This is a genomic window from Erwinia sorbitola (genome assembly GCF_009738185.1).
In the GTDB taxonomy this organism is placed as follows: domain Bacteria; phylum Pseudomonadota; class Gammaproteobacteria; order Enterobacterales; family Enterobacteriaceae; genus Erwinia; species Erwinia sorbitola.
The window spans coordinates 824,499-845,520 of record NZ_CP046509.1 but is presented as its reverse complement, the minus strand read 5'-3'; the positions used below and the strand labels follow the sequence as shown (position 1 = coordinate 845,520).

Sequence of the window (21,022 nt, the reverse complement as noted above, 5' to 3'; positions counted from 1 at the left end):
GGAAACAGGTTGCAAAGCAGTGCTGCTCTTTTAACATGAGAAAACAATTTTCATCCCTTGCTTACTTTAGGACTGAATTATGCCGACTATTTCTTTCCCGCCGCGTCAACCCGCCGCTTCGGCTCGTCTGCCGCTGACCCTGATGTCATTGGAAGAGTGGGCGCTGGTAAACGCGACTGGCGCCGATCGCGTCAGCTATTTACAGGGACAGGTAACGCTGGACGTGGCCGCACTCGCCGCCGATCAGCATCGCCCTGCCGCCCATTGTGATGCCAAAGGGAAGATGTGGAGTAATCTGCGCCTGTTTCATCGTGCCGACGGTCTTGCCTTTATTGAGCGCCGCAGTCTGCGCGATAACCAGCTGGCGGAACTGAAAAAGTATGCGGTGTTTGCCAAAGTAACGCTGGCCGCCGACGATGAAAGCGTACTGCTGGGAGTGGCGGGTTTTCAGGCCAGAGCCGCGCTGACCAATCTGTTTAGCGCACTGCCTGATGCCCAAACGCCGGTGGTGCAGGATGGAGAGAGTACTCTGCTGTGGTTCGATCTGCCTGCCGAGCGTTTTTTACTGGTCACCAGCGCTGAAAAAGCGCAGTCACTGCGCGAGGCGTTGGCGGATTGCGCGCAGTTAAATAACAGTTCTCAATGGCTGGCACTAGATATCGAAGCCGGTTTCCCGGTGATTGACAGCGCGACCAGTGCGCAGCTGATCCCGCAGGCGACTAACTTACAGGCGCTGGATGCCATCAGCTTTAAGAAAGGCTGCTATACCGGTCAGGAGATGGTAGCGCGTGCGAAATTCCGCGGTGCCAATAAACGTGCACTTTACTGGCTGGCGGGCAAAGCAGGTGTCGTACCTGCGGCAAACGATGCGCTGGAAATGAAGATGGGTGAGAACTGGCGTCGGACCGGCACGATCCTCGCCGCAGTCCAGCTGGACAATGGCGAGGTGTGGGTGCAGGCGGTAATGAATAACGATCTGGAACCGGATACCGTGCTGCGAGTGCAGGGCGATGAAGGCGGACAGCTGGCTATTCAGCCGCTGCCTTACGAAATCACTGCCGGGTAAATCAGTTATCCGCCCTGAATATCCGCGTCAGGGCGGTTGATATCCGCGGTGTTACATCACATACAGGTAGATGGCAAGAAAGTGGCACAGCGACCCGCCGAGTACAAAACCGTGCCAGATCGCATGGTTGTAGGGTATCCGCTTCGCCACATAGAAAATCACTCCCAGCGAGTAGATGATCCCCCCTGCGGCCAGTAGCCATACGCTGCCAGCGGGCAGGCGCATCACCATCTGATACAGCACAATCACCGACAGCCAGCCCATCAGCATATAAGTGACCAGCGACAGCGCTTCAAAGCGGTGCGCAAAGACCAGCTTAAACAGGATACCTGCGAGTGCCAGGCTCCAGATGACCACCATCAGCCAGTGGGCCAGCGGCGATCGCAGGCCGACCAGCAGAAACGGCGTATAGGTTCCGGCAATCAGCAGATAGATAGCTGAGTGGTCGAGTTTTTTTAGCCAGAACTTCGCCTTTTCACCCGGAATGGAATGATAGAGCGTGGAGGCAAGAAACAGCAGGATTATACTGCCGCCATACAGACTGTAGCTGACGATCGCCAGCGCACCGGCATGGCTATCAATCGCCTGATTCAGCATCAGCACCAGACCAATGACACCTAACAGGCACCCAATGCCGTGGCTGATGCTGTTCGCAATCTCTTCCGCCACTGAGTATCCGCCCGTCAGTACTTTCTCTTTCACCATAGTTAACTCTTATCTCCGATTTGCAATGCGCCCCCTATCGCAAGATGGCGATGGTGGGAAAAGCATCATCTGTAGCCTAGCTGACAATAATTTCAGTGTACACATGTAAGCTAAAATATTGTGTCTGAGCCTGCAATGCACTTTTTTTGCGAAATACGCAATCGTTTCCCTTACAATATGGGCTAACTTTTTCCGGGTAAGTGAGACAGGTGATGTCAGACAGGGTAGCAGCCTTAGATTTCGGTGCGATGACAGAAGTGGTGCAGTTTTTGATGGAGCTGGACAAGCTAAAAGACGTAGAGCGCCGCACCAAACTTCTCAGTAATGCACGTCAGGAAAACTCCGCAGAGCACAGCTGGCACCTGGCGATGGCCGCCATGAGTCTGGCACCATTCGCCCCTGAAACCATTGATGTTCAGCACGCCATCCAGCTTGCGCTGGTGCATGACGTGGTGGAGATCGATGCTGGTGATGTGATGGTCTATGACATTGCCGCACGTGACGCGATTCAGGAGCAGGAGGTTGCCGCCGCACAGCGTATTTTTGGTCTGCTCCCCCCGGGCCTGAGCCAGCGTTTTCGCGCATTGTGGAATGAGTATGAAGCCGGAGAAACGGCGGATGCGCGCTTTGCCAATATGCTCGATCGCGCACTGCCCATCATGCTTAACCTGCACAATCAGGGCCAGAGCTGGAAAGAGAATGGTATTCGTCTGGAGCAGGTAGAATCACGCAACATCAAGCTGGCGCGGCAGTGGCCGGAGCTGTGGGGTTATCTGCAACAGCATCTGAACCGGGCTCACACTCTGGGCTGGTTACTGTAATTTGCGCCTATACCGCAGCGGATCCCCGGGAACTGACATCAGTAAATGGCTGGGGGTCGCGAGGAGAACCAACGATCCTGCGCCCTGAAGTATGACGGGCTAAACCCTAAATAATTCGAGGTGCAGGCAGGCGGCCACGCAGCGGATCCCCGGGAGCTGACATCAGTAAATGGCTGGGGTCCGCGAGGAGAGCCAACGATCCTGCGCCTTGAAGTATGACGGGCTAAACCCTAAATAATTCGAGGTGCAGGCAGGCGGCCACGCAGCGGATCCCCGGGAGCTGACATCAGTAAATGGCTGGGGGCCACGAGGAGAACCAACGACCCTGCGCCTTGAAGGATGACGGGCTAAACCCTAAATAATTCGAGGTGCAGGCAGGCGGCCACGCAGCGGATCCCCGGGAGCTGACATCAGTAAATGGCTGGGGGCCACGAGGAGAACCAACGATCCTGCGCCTTGAAGGATGACGGGGCTAAACCCTAAATAATTCGAGGTGCAGGCAGGCGGCCACGCAGCGGATCCCCGGGAGCTGACATCAGTAAATGGCTGGGGTCCGCGAGGAGAACCAACGATCCTGAGCCTTGAAGTATGACGGGTCTAAACCCTAAATAATTCGAGGTGCAGGCAGGCGGCCACGCAGCGGATCCCCGGGAGCTTACATTAGTAAGTGACTGGGGTCCGCGAGGAGAGCCAACGATCCTGCACCTTGAAGTATGACGGGTTTATTTGTATTCGCCGATCGGGACGCACGAGCAGAACAAGTTTCGGTCGCCATAGACATCATCCAGGCGCTTCACTGTTGGCCAGTATTTATTCGCGCTCCCGGCAGGGAATACTGCCAGTTCACGGGTATAAGGGTGATTCCATTCGCCGACAATTTCCATCTGAGTATGTGGTGCATTGACCAGTGGATTATCCTCCAGCGGCCACTCCCCTGCTGCCACACGGTCGATCTCCGAGCGGATCGCCAGCATCGCATCGATAAAGCGATCCAGCTCGATTTTGCTTTCTGATTCGGTTGGTTCGACCATCAACGTGCCCGCCACCGGGAATGACATGGTTGGCGCATGGAAACCGTAGTCGATCAGGCGTTTAGCAATATCCAGCTCACTGATGCCTGTCTGCTCTTTTAGCGGACGAATATCCAGAATACATTCGTGCGCTACACGGCCGGCGTAGAGGATCGGATAAGCGGACTTCAGACGATAAGCTATGTAGTTAGCGTTGAGGATCGCCACCGAACTTGCCTGCTTCAGACCTTCCGCCCCCATCATGCGGATATACATCCAGCTGATAGGCAGAATAGAGGCGCTGCCGAACGGCGCAGCAGATACCGCACCCTGCCCGGTCAGCATCCCGTCGATCTGTACCACGCTGTGGCCTGGAACGAACGGGGCAAGATGAGCTTTAACGCCAATTGGCCCCATGCCTGGCCCGCCGCCGCCGTGTGGAATGCAGAAGGTTTTGTGCAGGTTTAGGTGTGAAACGTCCGCGCCAATATATCCTGGCGTTGTGATCCCCACCTGCGCGTTCATATTGGCACCGTCCAGATAGACCTGGCCGCCAAACTGATGCACGATCTGGCACACTTCGCGGATCGTCTCTTCATATACGCCGTGGGTCGACGGATAGGTCACCATGATACAGGAGAGCGCTGCACCCGCCTGCTCTGCTTTCATGCGCAGATCGTGCAGATCGATATTGCCCTGCTTGTCACAGGCGACCACCACCACACTCATCCCTGCCATCTGTGCTGATGCCGGGTTAGTGCCGTGTGCGGATGCGGGGATCAGGCAGATATTACGTTCTGCTTCGTTACGGCTTTCATGGTAACGGCGGATCGCCAGCAGCCCGGCGTATTCTCCCTGCGCGCCGGAGTTTGGCTGCATGCAGAGCGCATCATAGCCGGTGAGCTGCACCAGCCAGCGCGAGAGCTGCCCGATCATTTGCAGGTAGCCGCCTGCCTGCTCTGCCGGGCAGAACGGATGCAGTTCGGCAAACTCAGGCCAGGTGATCGGGATCATTTCTGCTGCGGCATTCAGCTTCATGGTACAGGAGCCAAGCGGGATCATCGCCTGATTCAGCGCCAGATCTTTGCGCTCCAGGCTGTGCATATAGCGCATCATCTCGGTTTCGCTGTGATGACGATTAAATACCGGATGAGTAAGAATCGCGTCTTCGCGGATCATCGCTGCCGGGATAGAGCTGGCGTCAGTATCCAGCGTATCGATCTCCAGGCCATGCTCTCCCCCCAGGAGGATCGAGAACAGCGCCACAACGTCTTCGCGGGTGGTGGTTTCATCCAGGGTGATGCCCACGGCATTAAGCATATCGCTGCGCAGGTTGATACCAAAACTCAGAGCACGATCGAGCACCGCTGCTTTATCGCTGACTTCTACCGTCAGGGTATCGAACCAGGTGGAGTAACGCAGCTTCACGCCGCGCAGCTGTAAGCCCTGCGCAAGGATATCGGTCAGGCGATGAATACGGCTGGCAATACGTTTCAAACCGGCAGGGCCGTGGAAGACGGCATACAGGCTGGCGATATTAGCCAGCAGTACCTGCGAGGTACAGATGTTGGAGTTGGCCTTTTCACGACGGATATGCTGTTCGCGGGTCTGCATCGCCATACGTAGCGCAGTGTTGCCAGCGGCATCTTTGGATACGCCAATAATACGGCCCGGCATTGAGCGTTTGTGTTCGTCGCGGGCGGCAAAGAAGGCGGCATGCGGGCCACCGTAACCCATCGGCACGCCGAAACGCTGGGCAGAGCCGAAGACAATATCCGCTCCCTGTTTACCCGGTGCCTGCAACAGCACCAGCGCCATAACGTCGGCGGCCACGCTGACCACCACTTTACGGCGTTTCAGTTCCGCAATCAGGTCACCGTAATCATGCACTTCTCCACCGGTGCCGACCTGCTGCAACAGCACGCCAAACACTTCGTCCAGCTCCAGCACTTTCTCAGCCTTATCCACCAGCACGTCAAACCCAAAGGTTTCAGCGCGCGTGCGCACCACGTCCAGCGTCTGCGGATGAATATCATCGGCCACAAAGAAACGATTGGCATTTTTCAGCTTGCTGACGCGTTTAGCCATGGCCATCGCTTCGGCGGCGGCGGTGGCTTCATCCAGCAGCGAGGCAGAGGCAATATCCAGCCCGGTGAGATCCAGCGTCAGCTGCTGGAAGTTTAGCAGCGCTTCCAGGCGTCCCTGCGAAACTTCCGGCTGGTAAGGGGTGTAAGCGGTGTACCAGCCTGGATTTTCCAGCATATTGCGCAGGATTACCGGCGGCGTCAGCACCGGGGTATAACCCATGCCGATAAAAGATTTATAGCGCTGATTTTGCGCCGCAATCGCTTTGAGCTCGGCCAGCGCCAGATGTTCCGTCAGCGCATCGCCTACCGCAGGCGGGCTGGGAAGCTGGATGTCGGCGGGCACAATCGAAGTAATCAGATCGTTCAGGGTGGCAGCGCCGATAGCGTTAAGCATGGCATCCTGCTGTTCCTGCGAAGGGCCAATATGGCGCTCGATAAATGCACCGTGATGTTCAAGCTGGCTGAGTTTCTGGGTCATGGGCGGTCAATCCTGCATCGGGCATAGAGAGACGGAATGGACGACGGCCCATCCCGAATAACAGTAAGGGAACTATTCGATAGAACCTTGATAGGCAGCGGCGTCTAATAACGTCTCAAATTCGGTGTCGTCCGTGGCTTTAATACGGAACAGCCAGCCATCGGTGTACGGGGAGCTGTTAACCAGTTCAGGTTCAGCGTCCAGACCGCTGTTCACCTCAACGATTTCACCACTTAATGGCGCATAGATATCAGAGGCCGCTTTAACTGACTCAGCCACCGCGCAATCTTCACCCTGGCTGTAGGTGTTACCCACATCAGGCAGGTCAACAAATACCATGTCACCCAGCAGTTCCTGAGCATGTTCGGTGATCCCGACGGTATAGGTGCCATCGGCTTCTTTACGCACCCATTCATGGCTGTCACGGTATTTCAGTTCAGCTGGTACATTACTCATCAATATGCTCTCCAAAAAGTTACTTCGTCACCGGTTTACCGGCGCGGACAAAAACAGGTTTAGTAACACGTACCGGCATTTCACGGTTGCGGATTTGCACCACGGCGTGTTCGCCAATTCCGGCGGGAACGCGCGCCAGAGCGATACTGCAACCCAGCGTTGGTGAGAACGATCCACTGGTAATAATGCCTTCACACTGATTGCCGTCAGCGTCAGTAAAGTGCACCGGCAGTTCATTACGCAGCACGCCTTTTTCCGTCATGATCAGGCCCACCAGCTGCTCCGTCCCCTTCTCACGCTGAAATTCCAGCGCTTCACGCCCGATAAACTGGCGATCTGCTGGCTCCCAGGCGATAGTCCAGCCCATATTGGCAGCCAGCGGTGAAACCCCTTCGTCCATCTCCTGGCCGTACAGATTCATTCCCGCTTCCAGGCGCAGGGTATCGCGCGCACCCAGACCTGCGGGTTTTACTCCGGCAGCCAGCAGCCGTTGCCAGAAGTCGACGACCTGCTCATTCGGCAGGGCAATTTCATAACCGGATTCTCCGGTATAGCCGGTGGTGGCAATAAACAGATCGCCTGACTGTACGCCGAAGAAGGGTTTCATCTCGCTGACGGCAGCGCGCTGTTCATCACTCAGTAAGGTATGCAGTTTTTGCCGGGCATTGGGGCCCTGAACGGCGATCAGCGCCAGGTCAGCACGTTCTGTCAACGTTACGCCGAAAGCCGCAGCATGTTCACCAATCCACGCCAGATCTTTCTCTCGCGTGGCTGAGTTAACCACCAGGCGGAAAAATTCTTCGCTCATAAAGTAAACAATCAGATCGTCAATGACGCCAGCAGATGCGTTGAGCATCGCACTGTAGAGTGCTTTGCCGGGCTGGGTAAGGCGGGCAACATCGTTAGCCAGCAGATAACGCAGAAATTCACGGGTACGTACGCCGTGCAGGTCGACGATGGTCATATGGGAAACATCAAACATTCCGGCATCAGTCCGCACCGCGTGATGTTCATCCATCTGAGAACCATAGTGCAGCGGCATCATCCAGCCATGAAAATCGACCATGCGTGCACCGCTTGCCTGGTGCTGTTCGAATAACGGGGTTTGCTGAGTCTCGGTTTGCTGAGTCATAGTCTTCCTGTGCCTGATATCCGGTTGCTGACGAGCGTCTTTTACCGCCGGATGCGGCCGACGCAATCGTTACCTTCATTATGAACTTACCACCGAAACTGCTAATTAACCATAAGATAAACGAGGTCGAATCGGCTCTGCGCCAAAAGAGGGCAGCGCCGATTTTCAGGTTTTTTTCTCTGGATTACTGCGTTATTACACACAAAAACAGCAATTAACCGGTATAAATTCAGTTGAATGAGAAAGCGATGCCATTTTTAGCAAAAAGAATGGTGCAGATAAAATCACCCATCCATTACAAAAAGTAATGCGAAGTATGAGGTGAAATTAGATTTTTTCAAACGATGGGCAAAAATGGGGCAACGGTCGCACACCGGTTACGCTGACGAAGCACGGAAGGAAGGTACAAAAAAGGGGAGCCTTAGCCCCCCTTGTTCTCATTGCCGGGTTAACGCAGCCATTCGGGAAGGTCGTGTAAACCCATCGCCTGCTTCAGCAAGCGCGGTTTTACGCCGGGAAGGTTGTCTGCCAGCGCCAGGCCCACATCACGCAGCAGCTTTTTCGCCGGGTTATTGCCATCAAATAGCTCGCGAAAACCCTGCATGCTGGCCAGCATCACCGCAGCACTGTGTTTACGACTGCGCTCGTAGCGACGCAGATAGAGGTGCTGACCAATATCTTTGCCCTGCTGTTGCAGGCGGCGTACTTCACCGATCAACTCTGCTGCATCCATAAAACCGAGGTTAACCCCCTGGCCTGCCAGAGGATGAATGGTGTGCGCTGCATCGCCAACCAGCGCCAGACGGTGTGCCGCAAAGTTACGCGCATAGCGCCCCATCAGCGGGAAGGCCTTACGCTCGCTTTCCAGCGTGCACAGACCAAGCTTCATATCGAACGCCACGGATAGCTGCTGATTGAATACTGCTGCTGGCATGCCCTGTAAGCGCGACGCCTCCTGCGGCGACAACGACCAGACAATGGAACAGAGGTGCGGATCTTTCAGCGGTAAGAAAGCCAGAATGCCGTCGCCGTGGAATACCTGACGCGCCACCGATTCATGGGGCTGCTCGGTGCGGATATTCGCTACCAGAGCATGATGCTGATAGTCCCAGAAGGTCAGCGGGATATCGGCTTTATTGCGCAGCGAGGAGTTGGCTCCGTCGGCCGCCACCAGCAGACGCGCCGTCATCATGCTGCCATCCTGCAAGGTGACAAAGGCTTCGTTGTCACCAAAAGCCACCTGCTGTAATTCCGCAGGTGCAACCAGGGTGATATCGCTGAGGTTCTCAGCACGCTGCCACAGCGCCTGGTGGATCACCCGGTTTTCAATGATGTGCCCGAGGTGTGACAGCCCCTGATGCTCATCATCAAAGGTAATATGCCCAAAGCTGTCGCGATCCCAGACCTCCATACCGTGATAGGCGCTGGCACCGGAACTGAGGATCGCATCCCAGACGCCAAGGTGCTGCAACAGACGCTCGCTTGCCGCGTTAATCGCCGAGACGCGCAATGACGGAGGTGCGTTGTTCTCCAGCGCCGGTGGTGCTTCACGTTCCAGTACCGCGATACGCAGCCCGCTACCCTGTAAGCCGCAGGCGACCGCCAGTCCGACCATTCCGCCACCGGCGATGATCACATCATAGGTTTGCATTGCTGCTTTCTCCTCAACGCTTAACCCAGCCCAACGTGCGCTCGGCCAGCAAATTACGTAATGGCGGCAGATGATCCATCGCCAGCAGTCCCAGGTTACGCCCCGCAACCAGCGGCGCAAAGCGGTTTGCAAACAGTCGAACCAGCCCGTCAGTAATACCTATCGTTGCCTGTGCGTCCGGCTGGCGACGTTGCTGATAATGTTGCAGCGTGGCGTACGCGCCCACGCCGCGCCCGGCACGGAAGGCAGCCGCCAGAGTTTCCGCCAATGACATCACATCGCGAATGCCGAGATTAAAGCCCTGACCGGCTATCGGGTGCAGAGTTTGCGCCGCATTGCCAACCAGTGCCAGCCGATGGGAAATATGCTGTGAGGCGGTTTGCAGCCGTAATGGATAGCTGTCGCGCTGCCCGACCTGGGTAATACGCCCAAGACGCCAGCCAAAAGCTCGCTGTAGTTCGGCGAGGAAATGCGCATCGCTCCAGCTATCTACTGCCTCTTTCTCCGCCAGTGAATGGCACCACACCAGAGAACTGCGCCCTCCCGACATCGGCAGCAGCGCCAGCGGGCCAAACTCAGTAAAGCGCTCAAACGCCCGTCCCTGGTGTGGCAGCTGGGTGGTGACATTGGCGATGACAGCCACCTGCTGATAATCGGCACTTTGCCACTGTATCCCGCAGCTGGCCGCCACGCGTGAACGCGAACCATCAGCAGCGACCAGCAGTTCTCCGCTCAGGCGCTCACCGCTTTCCAGCTGAACGCTGACGCTCTCCTGCGTACGCTCAACCGCGATAACTTTATCCGGGCAGCGCAGAGTGATGCCCGGCGCTTTTTTCAAACGGGCAAAAAGCCGCTGACCAACCTCATGCAGCTCAACCACCTGCCCCAGGGCCGAAACGTCGTAGTCGGCAGCAGCAAGTGAGACAAAGCTGGCATGCCCGCGATCGCTGACATGCACATCGGTGATGGCAGTCGCCACCGAAGAGAGTAGCGGCCAGAGACCAATGGCTGCCAGCTGCTGGCAGGTGCCTTCTGCCAGAGCAATCGCCCGCCCGTCATAGCCGGGATGCGCCCGGCTGGCAGGCTCCGTGCCTTCGACCAGCGTTACCGCCAGTTTTCCCTGCGTCAGGTGTGAAATCGCCAGCGCCAGCGTAGCACCAGCCATTCCTCCCCCTGCGATAATTATGCTCATGAACGCTTCGCTGCCGCCATCAGTGCTTCAATGTCATCGGCATCTTTAACGACCGTATCCGTCAGGTTTTCGTTGCCGTCGGCGGTGATAATGATGTCATCTTCAATACGAATACCTATGCCGCGATACTCTGCGGGCACATCGGCATCAGGTGCAATATATAAACCCGGCTCAATGGTCAGCGCCATGCCTGGTTGCAGAATTCGGTCGCGATCGACGCCGTAATGACCGACATCATGCACATCCAGCCCCAGCCAGTGGCTCAATCCGTGCATAAAGAACGGGCGATGGGCATTCTCAGCCATCAGGGTATGAACATCACCGTGCAGGATACCCAGCTTCACCAGGCCTTTCACCATCACTTCTACCGCTGCCGCCGTCACTTCCCGAATGCTGGTACCGGGGCGATAGAGTTCCAGCGAGCGGTATAACGCTGCCAGCACAATGTCGTAGATGGCGCGCTGGGGAGCAGTAAATTTACCGCCCACCGGGAAGGTGCGGGTTATATCGCCCGCATAGCCCTGGAATTCACACCCGGCGTCGATCAGTACCAGCTGGCCGTCGCGCATCTGGCTCTCGTTTTCGGTGTAGTGCAGGATGCAGCCATTGTCCCCCGCGCCAACAATAGTGTTGTAAGCCGGGAACCGGGCGCCATGGCGAGTAAACTCGTGCAGAATTTCGCCTTCCAACTGATATTCATACATCCCAGGACGGGATTTCTGCATGGCTCGGGTGTGTGCCAGCGCGCTGATGCGCCCGGCTTCACGCAGTACCGCCTGCTCTTCCGGGGATTTAATCAGACGCAGCTCGTGCACCCACGGACGCCAGTCGGTCAGGGTTGCAGGCGCTGAGAGATTCTGGCGAGAACCACGGCGTAACGCCTCCAGCGCCTTGAATACGATAGTATCTGCAAAGTCGTACTGCCCCTGGGCATGGTAAACCACATCCAGCCCGTTCAACAGCAGATGCAGCTGGTCGCCAATGTCATCCCACGGCAGGGCGCGGTCAATCGCCAGTTTTTCAGGCGCGGCATCCTGCCCCAGGCGGCGGCCAAACCAGATTTCTGCGGTGAGATCGCGTACGCGGTTGAACAGGACACTGTGGCTGTGATTGTCGGAGCTTTTAATCAGCAGCAGTGCAGCTTCTGGTTCGTTAAATCCGGTGAAATACCAGAAATCACTGTTCTGCCGATATGGGTACTCACTGTCATTGCTGCGCGTCGCTTCCGGGGCGGCAAAGATAATCGCCGCGCTGGCCGGAGCCATTTTCGCTAACAGCGCCTGACGGCGGCGCAAAAATTCTTGCTGGGTCATTTGACCTCCTGAATGCTGTTCCGTTAAATCACCACTGGCGGCCTGCTGGCACGCGTCCTAGTGCAGCGTCGGCTTTTTCATCATGACATTAGCCGGTATGACGCGGGTAAAGGTGTCGTGACACAGCAGTGCGGCAACGCGCACATACTCAATCACCTCTTCCAGCGACTGTTCCAGTTCTTCCTGATCTTCATCTTCATCATAACCGAGCTGCGCAATTGTGCGCAGATCGTCGATGGCTTCACCGGTTTCTCCTTTGACCTGGCCAATTTTTGGCTGCGCCACGCCCATACCCAGCAGGAAATGGTTCACCCAGCCTGCCAGCGCATCGGCGCGGTCAAACACGGTGATATCATCATCTTCAGGCAGGTAAAGCTGGAACATAAATCCCTCATCTTCCAGAGAGTTACCCACGGCTTCGTGCATCTGCTGCAAAGGCAGAGAGAGCGTCTGCGAAAACGCCATGCCTTCGTTGGTCAGATCGTGCACCAGCGTTTGCCAGCTGCTGTCATGGTTGCCGCCACAGATCAATCCACTGATCAGGCCATGCATTTCTGCAGGGGTCATTCCTACGCCCTGCTGCGTCAGTACTGAAGCCAGCTGGTTGTAGCCCGGCATTATGTTGGTTAGTGACATGAGTTTTGATCGTCGTTGGCTGGTTAAGTTCGTGATATGCTACCACCAGGTGCCTCAACGATTCCAGAAAGGGGTTGTTTCTTATATTAGGCGTAGTTATAGTGGCGCCCCTCCCAAGCCTGTGAACGGTAAGGGTGATTGCGGGCGCAGTAATTAGTCAGGAAGGTGGCATGTCTGCACAACCGGTAGATATTCAAATTTTTGGCCGTTCATTAAGAGTAAATTGTCCGCCTGAACAGCAAGATGCGCTGAATCTGGCTGCCGAAGACCTCAATCAACGGTTGCAAGACTTAAAAGTTCGCACTAGAGTCACAAATACAGAGCAACTGGTATTCATTGCAGCACTGAACATTTGCCATGAGCTGGCGCAGGAAAAAGTCAAAACCCGTGACTATGCGTCTAACATGGAACAACGAATTCGGATGCTACAGCAGACCATTGAACAAGCATTGCTTGAGCAAGGTCGCATAACTGAACGTACTGGTGCGAAGTTCGAATAACACTTTAACGTTACCTGTGATAGAGTGACGGTGAAGTAAAAAAATTCTCTGAGATGTTTGCAAGCGGGCCCGTCCCCTGAGCCGATAATTAATACCAAACAGAGTGTGACGCTCTGTAACCTGTGCGCAAGCTCGGTTCGTCCGAGAAGCCTGATGGTTGCGACGGCATGCTCACCTTGAACCATGGGTTCAAGGGTTACAGCCTGCGGCGGCATCTCGGAGAACCTCACATTTCCTGCTGTACCCCTCCCGAATTTATCTTTTTTTCTCTATGCTGTTCAGCACGCTTCTGTACCATTTTATGGAGTCAGCTACGTGTTAACCCCCACATTGACGCTCCGTCAGGATATCCGCAGGCATGTACGCAATTTGCGCCGAGAGATTAGCGCCGAACAACAGCAGTTTGCCGCCGTGCAGGTTGCCGAACATGCGCTGAATTTTGCCCCGGTGCAGCAGGGGAAGAATATCGCGCTGTTTCTCTCCGTAGATGGTGAAATCAATACCCGCCCGTTAATTGCCAAGTTGTGGCAGCGAAAGCAGCAGGTTTACCTGCCAGTGCTACACCCCTTCTCGGCTGGCCAGCTGTTGTTCCTGCGTTACGACGAGCAGACCGAACTGAAGATAAACCGCCTGCGTATTTATGAGCCGCCGCTGGATATCCGTAATCTGCTGCCGTTAAGCGAGCTGGACGTGCTGTTTGTACCGCTGGTAGCGTTTGATGCCGGAGGACAGCGTCTGGGAATGGGGGGAGGATTTTACGATCGTACCTTACAGAACTGGCAGCAACATGGCTTTATGCCGGTGGGTCTGGCTCACGACTGTCAGCAGGTGGAGAGAGTGCCGGTGGAGCAGTGGGATGTGCCGTTACCCGCGTTAATTACCCCGTCAAAAATATGGCAGTGGTAATTCATGAGGAAGCACACGTCGATCAGGGTCAGGCATGCCTGACCCCTACGGTATCTGCCAGTGCTGACTTGTTGCGGGGGGCGAGGCTCGCCAAGGGTCAGGCATGCCTGACCCCTACGATAACTGCCCATGCTGATTTGTTGCGGGGGCGAGGCTCGCCAAGGCTCAGGCATGCCTGACCCCTACGGTATCTGCCAGTGCTGACTTGTTGCGGGGGGCGAGGCTCGCCCAGGGTCAGGCATGCCTGACCCCTACGGTATCTGCCGATGCTGATTTGTTGCGGGGGCGAGACTCGCCCAGGGTCAGGCATGCCTGACCCCTACGGTAACTGCCCATGCTGATTTGTTGCGGGCGCGAGGCTCGCCAAGGGTCAGGCATGCCTGACCCCTACGGTAACTGCCAGTGCTGACTTGTTGCGGGCGCGAGGCTCGCCCAGGGTCAGGCATGCCTGACCCCTACGGTAACTGCCCATGCTGATTTGTTGCGGGCGCGAGGCTCGCCAAGGGTCAGGCATGCCTGACCCCTACGGTAACTGCCAGTGCTGACTCGTTGCGGGCGCGAGGCTCGCCCAGGGTCAGGCATGCCTGACCCCTACGATAACTGCCGATGCTGATTTGTTGCGGGGGCGAGGCTCGCCAAGGGTCAGGCATGCCTGAACCCTACGGTATCTGCCAGTGCTGACTTGTTGCGGGGGGCGAGGCTCGCCAAGGGTCAGGCATGCCTGATCCCTACGATAACTGCCCATGCTGATTTGTTGCGGGCGCGAGGCTCGCCAAGGGTCAGGCATGCCTGACACCTACGATAACTGCCGATGCTGATTTGTTGCGGGCGCGAGGCTCGCCAAGGGTCAGGCATGCCTGACCCCTACGGTAACTGCCAGTGCTGACTTGTTGCGGGGGGCGAGGCTCGCCCAGGGTCAGGCATGCCTGACCCCTACGGTATCTGCCGATGCTGATTTGTCGTAGGGGCGAGGCACGCCTCGCCCGGGTTCAGACCTGCCACCCATCACTTACCGTGGCGTGACGCGATAGATAATCAGTACAGCAGACGCGCGCGGACGGTGCCTGGAATGTTCTTCATCAGCTGAAGTGCCTTATCAGCCACGTCCTGCGGTGCATCAACGTCGATGACGACATAGCCCATCTGAGGCGTTGTTTGCAGATACTGCGCGGAGATGTTGATGCCCTGATCAGCAAAGATCAGGTTGATCGCCGTCAGCACGCCCGGACGGTTCTCATGGATGTGCATCAGGCGGCTGACATTCGCGCCGTGCATTGGCAGTGAGGCTTCCGGGAAGTTAACGGCTGACAGCGTGGAACCATTGTCAGAGTATTTCGCCAGCTTGCCCGCCACTTCAATCCCGATGTTCTCCTGAGCTTCCTGAGTGGATCCCCCGATATGCGGCGTCAGGATCACGTTGTCGAACTCACACAGCGGTGAATTGAACGGATCGCTGTTGGTCGCAGGCTCTTCCGGGAATACGTCAATCGCCGCGCCCGCCAGATGCTTAGTCGCCAGCACATGGCACAGTGCAGGGATATCAACCACGGTTCCGCGTGAAGCGTTGATCAGCAGCGCTCCTGGCTTCATCAGCGCCAGCTCTTCCGGCCCCATCATATTCTGGGTCGACTGGGTTTCCGGCACATGCAGGCTGACAACATCGCTCATATTCAGCAAATCGGAGAGATGCTGAACCTGAGTGGCATTACCCAGCGGCAGTTTGCTTTCAATGTCGTAGAAGAAGACATGCATGCCCAGGCTCTCAGCCAGCACACCCAGCTGCATACCGATGTGACCGTAGCCGATGATGCCCAGCTTCTTACCACGGGCTTCATAGGAACCAACAGCCAGCTTATGCCACTCACCGCGGTGGGCTTTCGCATTCGCCGCCGGAACGCCGCGCAGCATCAGCAGCAGTTCACCGATAACCAGTTCAGCTACGGATCGGGTATTGGAGAAAGGTGCGTTGAACACCGGAATACCACGCTTCGCTGCTGCATCCAGATCAACCTGGTTAGTTCCGATGCAGAAGCAGCCAACGGCCACCAGTTTTTCTGCCGCAGCAAAGATCTCTTCGGTGAGGTTGGTGCGCGAACGCAGCCCGATGAAATGCGCATCACGGATGGATTCTTTCAGTGTTTCGCTATCCAGTGCGCCCTTGTGAAATTCAATGTTGGTGTAGCCAGCAGAGCGCAGATTATCAACTGCACTCTGGTGAACGCCTTCCACCAGCAGGAATTTAATTTTGTCTTTCTCCAGTGATACTTTTGCCATTTCCCGACCCTATTTAGCAGACTTCAGATGTGGCTGAATCCCCGAAATTTTCTCCGCTGACAGACACAGTGGCTGCCAACTACGATGGATAATTCGCGGGGATATAAGATTGCCTTCTGTCAAAATAACAAAATTTACGCTGGCGGCAATACAAACGATTGCCTGGCTTCCAGCATGGCAAGCCCGACTCGCAGCACATTGCGATAGAAAATCATGGTGTAGAGCGAACCCTCAGGAGGATCGCGCCTAAGGGAGCCACTATGTGACATAAGTCACTAAATTTCGCCTGCAAAAGAAAAGATGTTTTTCGTATAAAAATAACCGGCACCGTTTGGATGCCGGACAGATCATTTTTTAATGGTTTGTACGCCGTTAGCGGTACCAATCAACGCTACATCCGCGCCGCGGGCAGCAAACAGTCCGACAGTCACCACTCCAGGCAGGGCGTTAATCGCCGCTTCCAGGCGAGTCGGGTCAATAATCTTAAGATTATGCACATCGAGAATAATGTTGCCGTTATCGGTCAACACGTTCTGACGATACTCCGGCTGTCCGCCCAGCTTCACCAGCTCACGGGCCACATAGGAACGCGCCATTGGGATAACTTCTACCGGCAGAGGGAAACGCCCCAGCACATCAACCTGTTTGGAGGCATCTGCAATGCAGATAAAACGCTGCGCCACGGCGGCAATAATTTTCTCACGCGTCAGCGCAGCGCCCCCGCCTTTAATCATCTGCATCTGGCCGTTGATCTCATCCGCACCGTCAACGTAAACCGCCAGCTCATCGATCTCATTAAGATCGAAGACGTGAATGCCATAGCCCTTCAGTTTAGCGGTTGAGGCCTCCGAACTGGATACTGCCCCTTCGATCTGATGCTTAATCGAGGCCAGCGCATCAATAAAATGTGCCGCCGTCGAACCGGTACCTACCCCAACAATCGTGCCGGGGGTAACGTAATCGAGCGCCGCCCAGCCGACAGCTTTTTTCAGTTCATCTTGTGTCATGGTATGTTTAAAACCTCTGAGTCACTGTGTGCGCGTAGTATAAAGCAAGGCTCGGGAAAAAACGCCATGGCAGGGTGTTGATTCGCAGGATTGGAACGCAGCCCACAAAGTGGTTGATTCATAAAGTGACGTAAGCTCATAGCAAACTGCTCAAAATATGGCATAGTGCAAAAACCACACCTGAAAAAGAGTACAACGATTAATGAAACGCCCAGATTATCGAACGCTTCAGGCGCTGGATGCAGTGATTCGCGAACGCGGCTTTGAACGAGCTGCGCAAAAGCTCTGTATTACCCAGTCTGCGGTTTCCCAGCGCATCAAGCAGCTGGAGAATATGTTTGGCCAGCCTCTGCTGGTGCGAACCGTACCGCCACGCCCGACGGAACAGGGCCAGAAGCTGCTGGCGTTATTACATCAGGTCGAGCTGCTGGAAGAGGAGTGGCTGGGTGACGATAATAGCGGTACAACACCACTGCTGCTGTCGCTGGCGGTTAACGCCGACAGTCTGGCGACCTGGCTGCTGCCAGCGCTCAAAACGGTGCTGACGGATTCCCCGGTTCGTCTCAATCTTCAGGTTGAAGATGAGACCCGAACACAGGAGCGCCTGCGTCGCGGTGAAGTGGTCGGTGCCGTCAGTATCCAGCCACAACCGCTGCCAAGCTGTCTCGTCGATCAGCTTGGTGCTCTCGACTATCTGTTCGTTGGCTCGAAGGAGTTCGCTGCGCGTTACTTCCCTAATGGCGTCACGCGTTCTGCGCTGCTGAAGGCACCAGCGGTGGCATTTGACCATCTTGATGATATGCACCAGGCCTTTTTACAGCAGAACTTTGACCTGTCGCCGGGCAGCGTGCCTTGCCATATCGTCAACTCGTCAGAAGCCTTTGTGCAGCTGGCCCGCCAGGGAACCACCTGCTGTATGATCCCGCACTTGCAGATTGAGCGCGAACTGGCAGAGGGGGAATTGATCGATTTAACCCCGGGTCTGTTGCAGCGCCGTATGCTCTACTGGCACCGTTTTGCCCCGGAAAGCCGTCTGATGCGCAAAGTGACCGATGCGTTGCTGGCACATGGCCACCGCGTGCTGCGTCAGGATACGGAATAAAAAAGGGCGGCCCACAGGGTCGCCCTTATTGTTTACGCTGTCGGTGCAGAATTACTGGTTACGCTGTAATTCAAACACTACATCAACCTGATCGTCGAAATGAATACTCTGCTGCTCGTAAGTCTGAGCGGCGGAGGTTAATGGTGCCGCATCGGCCGCTTTATACATGCGCGCAATTGGCATTGGCTGGTAGTTAGCCACATGGTAACGAATGCTGTACACCGGCCCCAGCTTAGTGCCAAAGCCCTGCGCCAGCTCACCCGCCTGCTTAGTTGCGTCATCAATTGCCGCTTTGCGCGCTTTAATACGATACTCATCAGGATTTGCCACGCCCAGCTCAACCGAGCGGATCTCGTTCAGGCCCGATTTCAGTGCACCGTCCAGCAGCTCGTTAAGTTTATCCAGCTGACGCAGGGTGACCTGCACCTGACGCACTGCGCGATAACCTTTCAGCACCGATTTTCCATCTTTCAGATAGTCATATTCCGGCTGAGTACGCAGGTTAGCCGCATTGATATCTTTCTTTTCAATGCCGCTTTTATTCAGAAAATCAAAATATTGCTGTACACGACCATCTGCCTGCTTTTTCGCTTCGCTGGCATCTTTCGCGGAAACATTCACTTCAATTGAGAGAGTGGCTATATCCGGGGTGGCATCAACACTCGACTGTCCAGAGGTGACCACATGCGGGCCATTCGGTAATTCGTCTGCCTGCACAGCTAAGGGCATTGTGCCCAATCCAATCATTGCGGCCAGGGCCAGTTTCGTCAGCTTCACTGCTTCCTCCATGCGGTCTGTCATCATTTTTTCGATAGCGCTACAAAGGTAACAGTAGCGGATTGTTCCGTCAAAGTGCAACGTAACAACATTTTTTATGGATCATATGGGCATATCTTAATATAGGACATCAACTCTGATACTGAGTTCCCATTACCACAAAGAGAGTGCCTGTAATGCCAGTTTCAGCGCTATTGCCCACATCACCAGACCGACCAGCAGGTTGATGATACGCTGGGCGCGGGTGGTATTCAGCAGCGGTGCCAGCCATGCTGCCAGCAGTGCGAGACCAAAGAACCACACCACTGAAGCACAGACAGAACCGAGTGCAAACCAGCGCCGGGCGTCAGAAGGCAGCTGACCGCCCAGGCTGCCCAGCACCACAAAGGTATCCAGGTAAACGTGCGGATTAAGCCAGGTGACGGCCATCATGGTCGCCACAATTCGCCAGCGCCCCTGCTTTAATGCCTCAGCTGACGCCAGAATAATATCACCACTGAATGCTGTACGCAGTGCTCCCCAGCCATACCATAACAGGAAAAGTACTCCGCCCCATGTCACCAGATTGAGCAGCAGAGTTGACTGGTTTAGCAGCGCACTACCGCCGAATATGCCGCCACAGATCAACGCGATATCGCTCAATGTACAGAGCGCAGCGGTCATCAGATGATACTGGCGACGCACTCCCTGATTCATGACAAAAGCATTTTGCGGACCGAGGGGTAGAATAAGAGCAGCACCCATGGCAACCCCCTGAAAATAAACAGATAACACTATAAATTCCTCATCATTATCGCTTTGATGAGAAGTGTATAGCGGCTGCATTATTAGGGGAAATTATAATATTTAATCAACGATTAGGCTAATTAATGGAAGGGTATCCTGATGGCGGGCTGCCCCCTAAAAAGGAGCCAGCCCGGAAAGTTTTATTGCGGTAATTTAATCGGTTCCGCCGATTCAGGCTCTGTTACCTTATGCAGATGCACATCCATCTGCGGGTAAGGGATACCGATATTATTGGCATCAAGCGCCCGCTTAAAGTTCTTCATCAGATCCCAGTAAACATCCTGCAAGTCACCAGCCTTGCTCCAGCAGCGCACGACAAAGTTAACTGAAGAGGCCGCCAGTTCATTCAGGCCAATCTGTACGCCACGCTCCTGAAGTACACGAGAGTCAGCATCGACGACTTCACGCAGCAGTCTGAGCACGTGATCAACGTCAGCGTCGTAAGCCACGCCGATTATAAATTCGTTACGGCGCTCCGGCTCACGGGAGAAGTTAATAATATTTCCGGCAATGATTTTACCGTTTGGTACCACCACCATCTTGCCGTCTGCGCTGCGTAAGGTGGTTGAGAATATTTGTACGTTAAGCACCGTACCCATTACACCTCCGAGGTCGACAAACTCACCGGCGCGGAAAGGACGGAAGGTAACCAGCAGCACACCAGCGGCCAGGTTAGAGAGCGATCCTTGTAGCGCAAGGCCGATAGCCAAACCGGCGGCACCCAGCACCGCAATAACGGAGGCGGTCTGCACACCCACACGCCCCAGCGCAGCAATCAGGGTAAAGGCGATGATTCCGTAGCGCACCAGCGCTGAGAGGAAGTCAGCTACGGTGGCATCGATATGACGTGCCAGCATCACTTTATTAATGGTATTTGAGATCATGCGCGCCACGATCATACCGATGATGGCGATGGCAATTGCCGCGACAATATTTACCGCATAGCTTAACAGCAGCGCCTGATTGCGTACCAGCCAGCCGCCCGCATTATTAATGCCATTAACCACATTTAAATCTTCCATTGCCTGTCCTGTTTTTGGCCCAATCTGGGCGTTCAAATCACTGCCGTTAATCGACAACCAGTCCAGTTAAGGGTATGCAAGAAAATGAGGTTCTGCCAAAT

Annotated in this window: 18 protein-coding genes and 1 other RNA gene; 6 read left to right on the top strand and 13 right to left on the bottom strand. The window is 55.3% G+C overall.

The genetic code is table 11. The features are described from left to right. The first annotated feature begins 79 nt into the window (after nt 1-79). On the top strand, nt 80-1,066 hold the full coding sequence (gene ygfZ, locus GN242_RS03820) for a tRNA-modifying protein YgfZ (RefSeq protein ID WP_154753543.1): 987 nt from the start codon (nt 80-82) through the stop codon (nt 1,064-1,066). Between the two features lie 51 nt (nt 1,067-1,117). On the opposite strand, the gene trhA is transcribed toward ygfZ, so the two are convergent. After that, complete coding sequence (gene trhA / locus GN242_RS03815; protein ID WP_154753542.1) at nt 1,118-1,771, bottom strand: PAQR family membrane homeostasis protein TrhA; 654 nt, start codon at nt 1,769-1,771, stop codon at nt 1,118-1,120. 212 nt (nt 1,772-1,983) lie between these two features. Between trhA and GN242_RS03810 the strand changes: the two genes are divergently transcribed. Continuing rightward, a complete protein-coding gene (locus tag GN242_RS03810) occupies nt 1,984-2,592 on the top strand; it encodes an HD domain-containing protein (protein ID WP_156286936.1) in 609 nt (202 codons plus the stop codon). A gap of 722 nt (nt 2,593-3,314) precedes the next feature. Here the strand turns inward: GN242_RS03810 and gcvP are convergent. The 7 genes from gcvP to GN242_RS03775 all read right to left on the bottom strand — a co-directional run bounded on the left by gcvP (nt 3,315) and on the right by GN242_RS03775 (nt 12,547). Then, nucleotides 3,315-6,167, bottom strand: coding sequence for an aminomethyl-transferring glycine dehydrogenase (gene gcvP / locus GN242_RS03805; RefSeq protein WP_156286935.1), 2,853 nt, complete (start codon nt 6,165-6,167; stop codon nt 3,315-3,317). A gap of 72 nt (nt 6,168-6,239) precedes the next feature. Continuing rightward, nucleotides 6,240-6,623: a glycine cleavage system protein GcvH gene (gcvH, locus tag GN242_RS03800; protein ID WP_154753539.1), complete on the bottom strand. Its 384-nt coding sequence runs from the start codon at nt 6,621-6,623 to the stop codon at nt 6,240-6,242. Nucleotides 6,624-6,642: 19 nt separating this feature from the next. Next, nucleotides 6,643-7,755, bottom strand: coding sequence for a glycine cleavage system aminomethyltransferase GcvT (gene gcvT, locus GN242_RS03795; protein WP_156286934.1), 1,113 nt, complete (start codon nt 7,753-7,755; stop codon nt 6,643-6,645). Between the two features lie 448 nt (nt 7,756-8,203). Then, complete coding sequence (gene ubiI / locus GN242_RS03790; protein ID WP_154753537.1) at nt 8,204-9,406, bottom strand: FAD-dependent 2-octaprenylphenol hydroxylase; 1,203 nt, start codon at nt 9,404-9,406, stop codon at nt 8,204-8,206. A gap of 13 nt (nt 9,407-9,419) precedes the next feature. Next, nucleotides 9,420-10,598: a 2-octaprenyl-6-methoxyphenyl hydroxylase gene (gene ubiH, locus GN242_RS03785; RefSeq protein WP_156286933.1), complete on the bottom strand. Its 1,179-nt coding sequence runs from the start codon at nt 10,596-10,598 to the stop codon at nt 9,420-9,422. Continuing rightward, entirely contained in the window at nt 10,595-11,911 is a 1,317-nt protein-coding gene (gene pepP, locus GN242_RS03780; protein ID WP_156286932.1) for a Xaa-Pro aminopeptidase, read from the bottom strand. The genes ubiH and pepP overlap by 4 nt, the downstream gene beginning before the upstream one ends. A 57-nt stretch (nt 11,912-11,968) precedes the next feature. After that, entirely contained in the window at nt 11,969-12,547 is a 579-nt protein-coding gene (locus tag GN242_RS03775) for a YecA/YgfB family protein (protein WP_154753534.1), read from the bottom strand. A gap of 170 nt (nt 12,548-12,717) precedes the next feature. Here GN242_RS03775 and zapA point away from each other — a divergent pair, with 170 nt between their 5' ends. The 3 genes from zapA (at nt 12,718) to GN242_RS03760 (ending at nt 13,953) form a co-directional block, all read left to right on the top strand. Beyond that, on the top strand, nt 12,718-13,047 hold the full coding sequence (zapA, locus tag GN242_RS03770) for a cell division protein ZapA (RefSeq protein ID WP_062744299.1): 330 nt from the start codon (nt 12,718-12,720) through the stop codon (nt 13,045-13,047). Nucleotides 13,048-13,089: 42 nt separating this feature from the next. Continuing rightward, nucleotides 13,090-13,274, top strand: a non-coding RNA gene (ssrS, locus tag GN242_RS03765) — 6S RNA. A gap of 88 nt (nt 13,275-13,362) precedes the next feature. Further along, the gene (locus GN242_RS03760; RefSeq protein WP_156286931.1) at nt 13,363-13,953 is read left to right on the top strand and encodes a 5-formyltetrahydrofolate cyclo-ligase; all 591 of its coding nucleotides are present in this window, start codon (nt 13,363-13,365) and stop codon (nt 13,951-13,953) included. Nucleotides 13,954-14,988: 1,035 nt separating this feature from the next. Here GN242_RS03760 and serA read toward each other — a convergent pair. Next, nucleotides 14,989-16,227 carry a phosphoglycerate dehydrogenase gene (gene serA, locus GN242_RS03755; RefSeq protein WP_154753533.1) on the bottom strand — a complete coding sequence of 413 codons (1,239 nt, stop codon included), beginning with the start codon at nt 16,225-16,227 and terminating at the stop codon, nt 14,989-14,991. 347 nt (nt 16,228-16,574) lie between these two features. Then, on the bottom strand, nt 16,575-17,234 hold the full coding sequence (gene rpiA / locus GN242_RS03750; protein WP_154753532.1) for a ribose-5-phosphate isomerase RpiA: 660 nt from the start codon (nt 17,232-17,234) through the stop codon (nt 16,575-16,577). Nucleotides 17,235-17,436: 202 nt separating this feature from the next. Here rpiA and GN242_RS03745 point away from each other — a divergent pair, with 202 nt between their 5' ends. Beyond that, a complete protein-coding gene (locus GN242_RS03745; protein ID WP_133846178.1) occupies nt 17,437-18,336 on the top strand; it encodes a LysR family transcriptional regulator ArgP in 900 nt (299 codons plus the stop codon). 51 nt (nt 18,337-18,387) lie between these two features. Here the strand turns inward: GN242_RS03745 and GN242_RS03740 are convergent, their stop codons facing one another. The 3 genes from GN242_RS03740 to mscS form a co-directional block, all read right to left on the bottom strand. Then, a complete protein-coding gene (locus tag GN242_RS03740; protein WP_156286930.1) occupies nt 18,388-19,113 on the bottom strand; it encodes an oxidative stress defense protein in 726 nt (241 codons plus the stop codon). A gap of 153 nt (nt 19,114-19,266) precedes the next feature. Next, nucleotides 19,267-19,887 (bottom strand): arginine exporter ArgO, encoded by a 621-nt coding sequence (argO, locus tag GN242_RS03735; RefSeq protein WP_156286929.1) that lies wholly within the window; start codon nt 19,885-19,887, stop codon nt 19,267-19,269. A gap of 152 nt (nt 19,888-20,039) precedes the next feature. Beyond that, nucleotides 20,040-20,921 carry a small-conductance mechanosensitive channel MscS gene (gene mscS / locus GN242_RS03730; protein ID WP_154753530.1) on the bottom strand — a complete coding sequence of 294 codons (882 nt, stop codon included), beginning with the start codon at nt 20,919-20,921 and terminating at the stop codon, nt 20,040-20,042. Between the last annotated feature and the right edge of the window lie 101 nt (nt 20,922-21,022).

What these genes read in the sequence shown, in the direction of transcription:
- ygfZ (WP_154753543.1), top strand. Translation starts at nt 80, where the DNA reads ATGCCGACTATTTCTTTCCCGCCGCGTCAACCCGCCGCTTCGGCTCGT.
- trhA (WP_154753542.1), bottom strand. Translation starts at nt 1,771, where the DNA reads ATGGTGAAAGAGAAAGTACTGACGGGCGGATACTCAGTGGCGGAAGAG.
- GN242_RS03810 (WP_156286936.1), top strand. Translation starts at nt 1,984, where the DNA reads ATGTCAGACAGGGTAGCAGCCTTAGATTTCGGTGCGATGACAGAAGTG.
- gcvP (WP_156286935.1), bottom strand. Translation starts at nt 6,167, where the DNA reads ATGACCCAGAAACTCAGCCAGCTTGAACATCACGGTGCATTTATCGAG.
- gcvH (WP_154753539.1), bottom strand. Translation starts at nt 6,623, where the DNA reads ATGAGTAATGTACCAGCTGAACTGAAATACCGTGACAGCCATGAATGG.
- gcvT (WP_156286934.1), bottom strand. Translation starts at nt 7,755, where the DNA reads ATGACTCAGCAAACCGAGACTCAGCAAACCCCGTTATTCGAACAGCAC.
- ubiI (WP_154753537.1), bottom strand. Translation starts at nt 9,406, where the DNA reads ATGCAAACCTATGATGTGATCATCGCCGGTGGCGGAATGGTCGGACTG.
- ubiH (WP_156286933.1), bottom strand. Translation starts at nt 10,598, where the DNA reads ATGAGCATAATTATCGCAGGGGGAGGAATGGCTGGTGCTACGCTGGCG.
- pepP (WP_156286932.1), bottom strand. Translation starts at nt 11,911, where the DNA reads ATGACCCAGCAAGAATTTTTGCGCCGCCGTCAGGCGCTGTTAGCGAAA.
- GN242_RS03775 (WP_154753534.1), bottom strand. Translation starts at nt 12,547, where the DNA reads ATGTCACTAACCAACATAATGCCGGGCTACAACCAGCTGGCTTCAGTA.
- zapA (WP_062744299.1), top strand. Translation starts at nt 12,718, where the DNA reads ATGTCTGCACAACCGGTAGATATTCAAATTTTTGGCCGTTCATTAAGA.
- serA (WP_154753533.1), bottom strand. Translation starts at nt 16,227, where the DNA reads ATGGCAAAAGTATCACTGGAGAAAGACAAAATTAAATTCCTGCTGGTG.
- rpiA (WP_154753532.1), bottom strand. Translation starts at nt 17,234, where the DNA reads ATGACACAAGATGAACTGAAAAAAGCTGTCGGCTGGGCGGCGCTCGAT.
- GN242_RS03745 (WP_133846178.1), top strand. Translation starts at nt 17,437, where the DNA reads ATGAAACGCCCAGATTATCGAACGCTTCAGGCGCTGGATGCAGTGATT.
- mscS (WP_154753530.1), bottom strand. Translation starts at nt 20,921, where the DNA reads ATGGAAGATTTAAATGTGGTTAATGGCATTAATAATGCGGGCGGCTGG.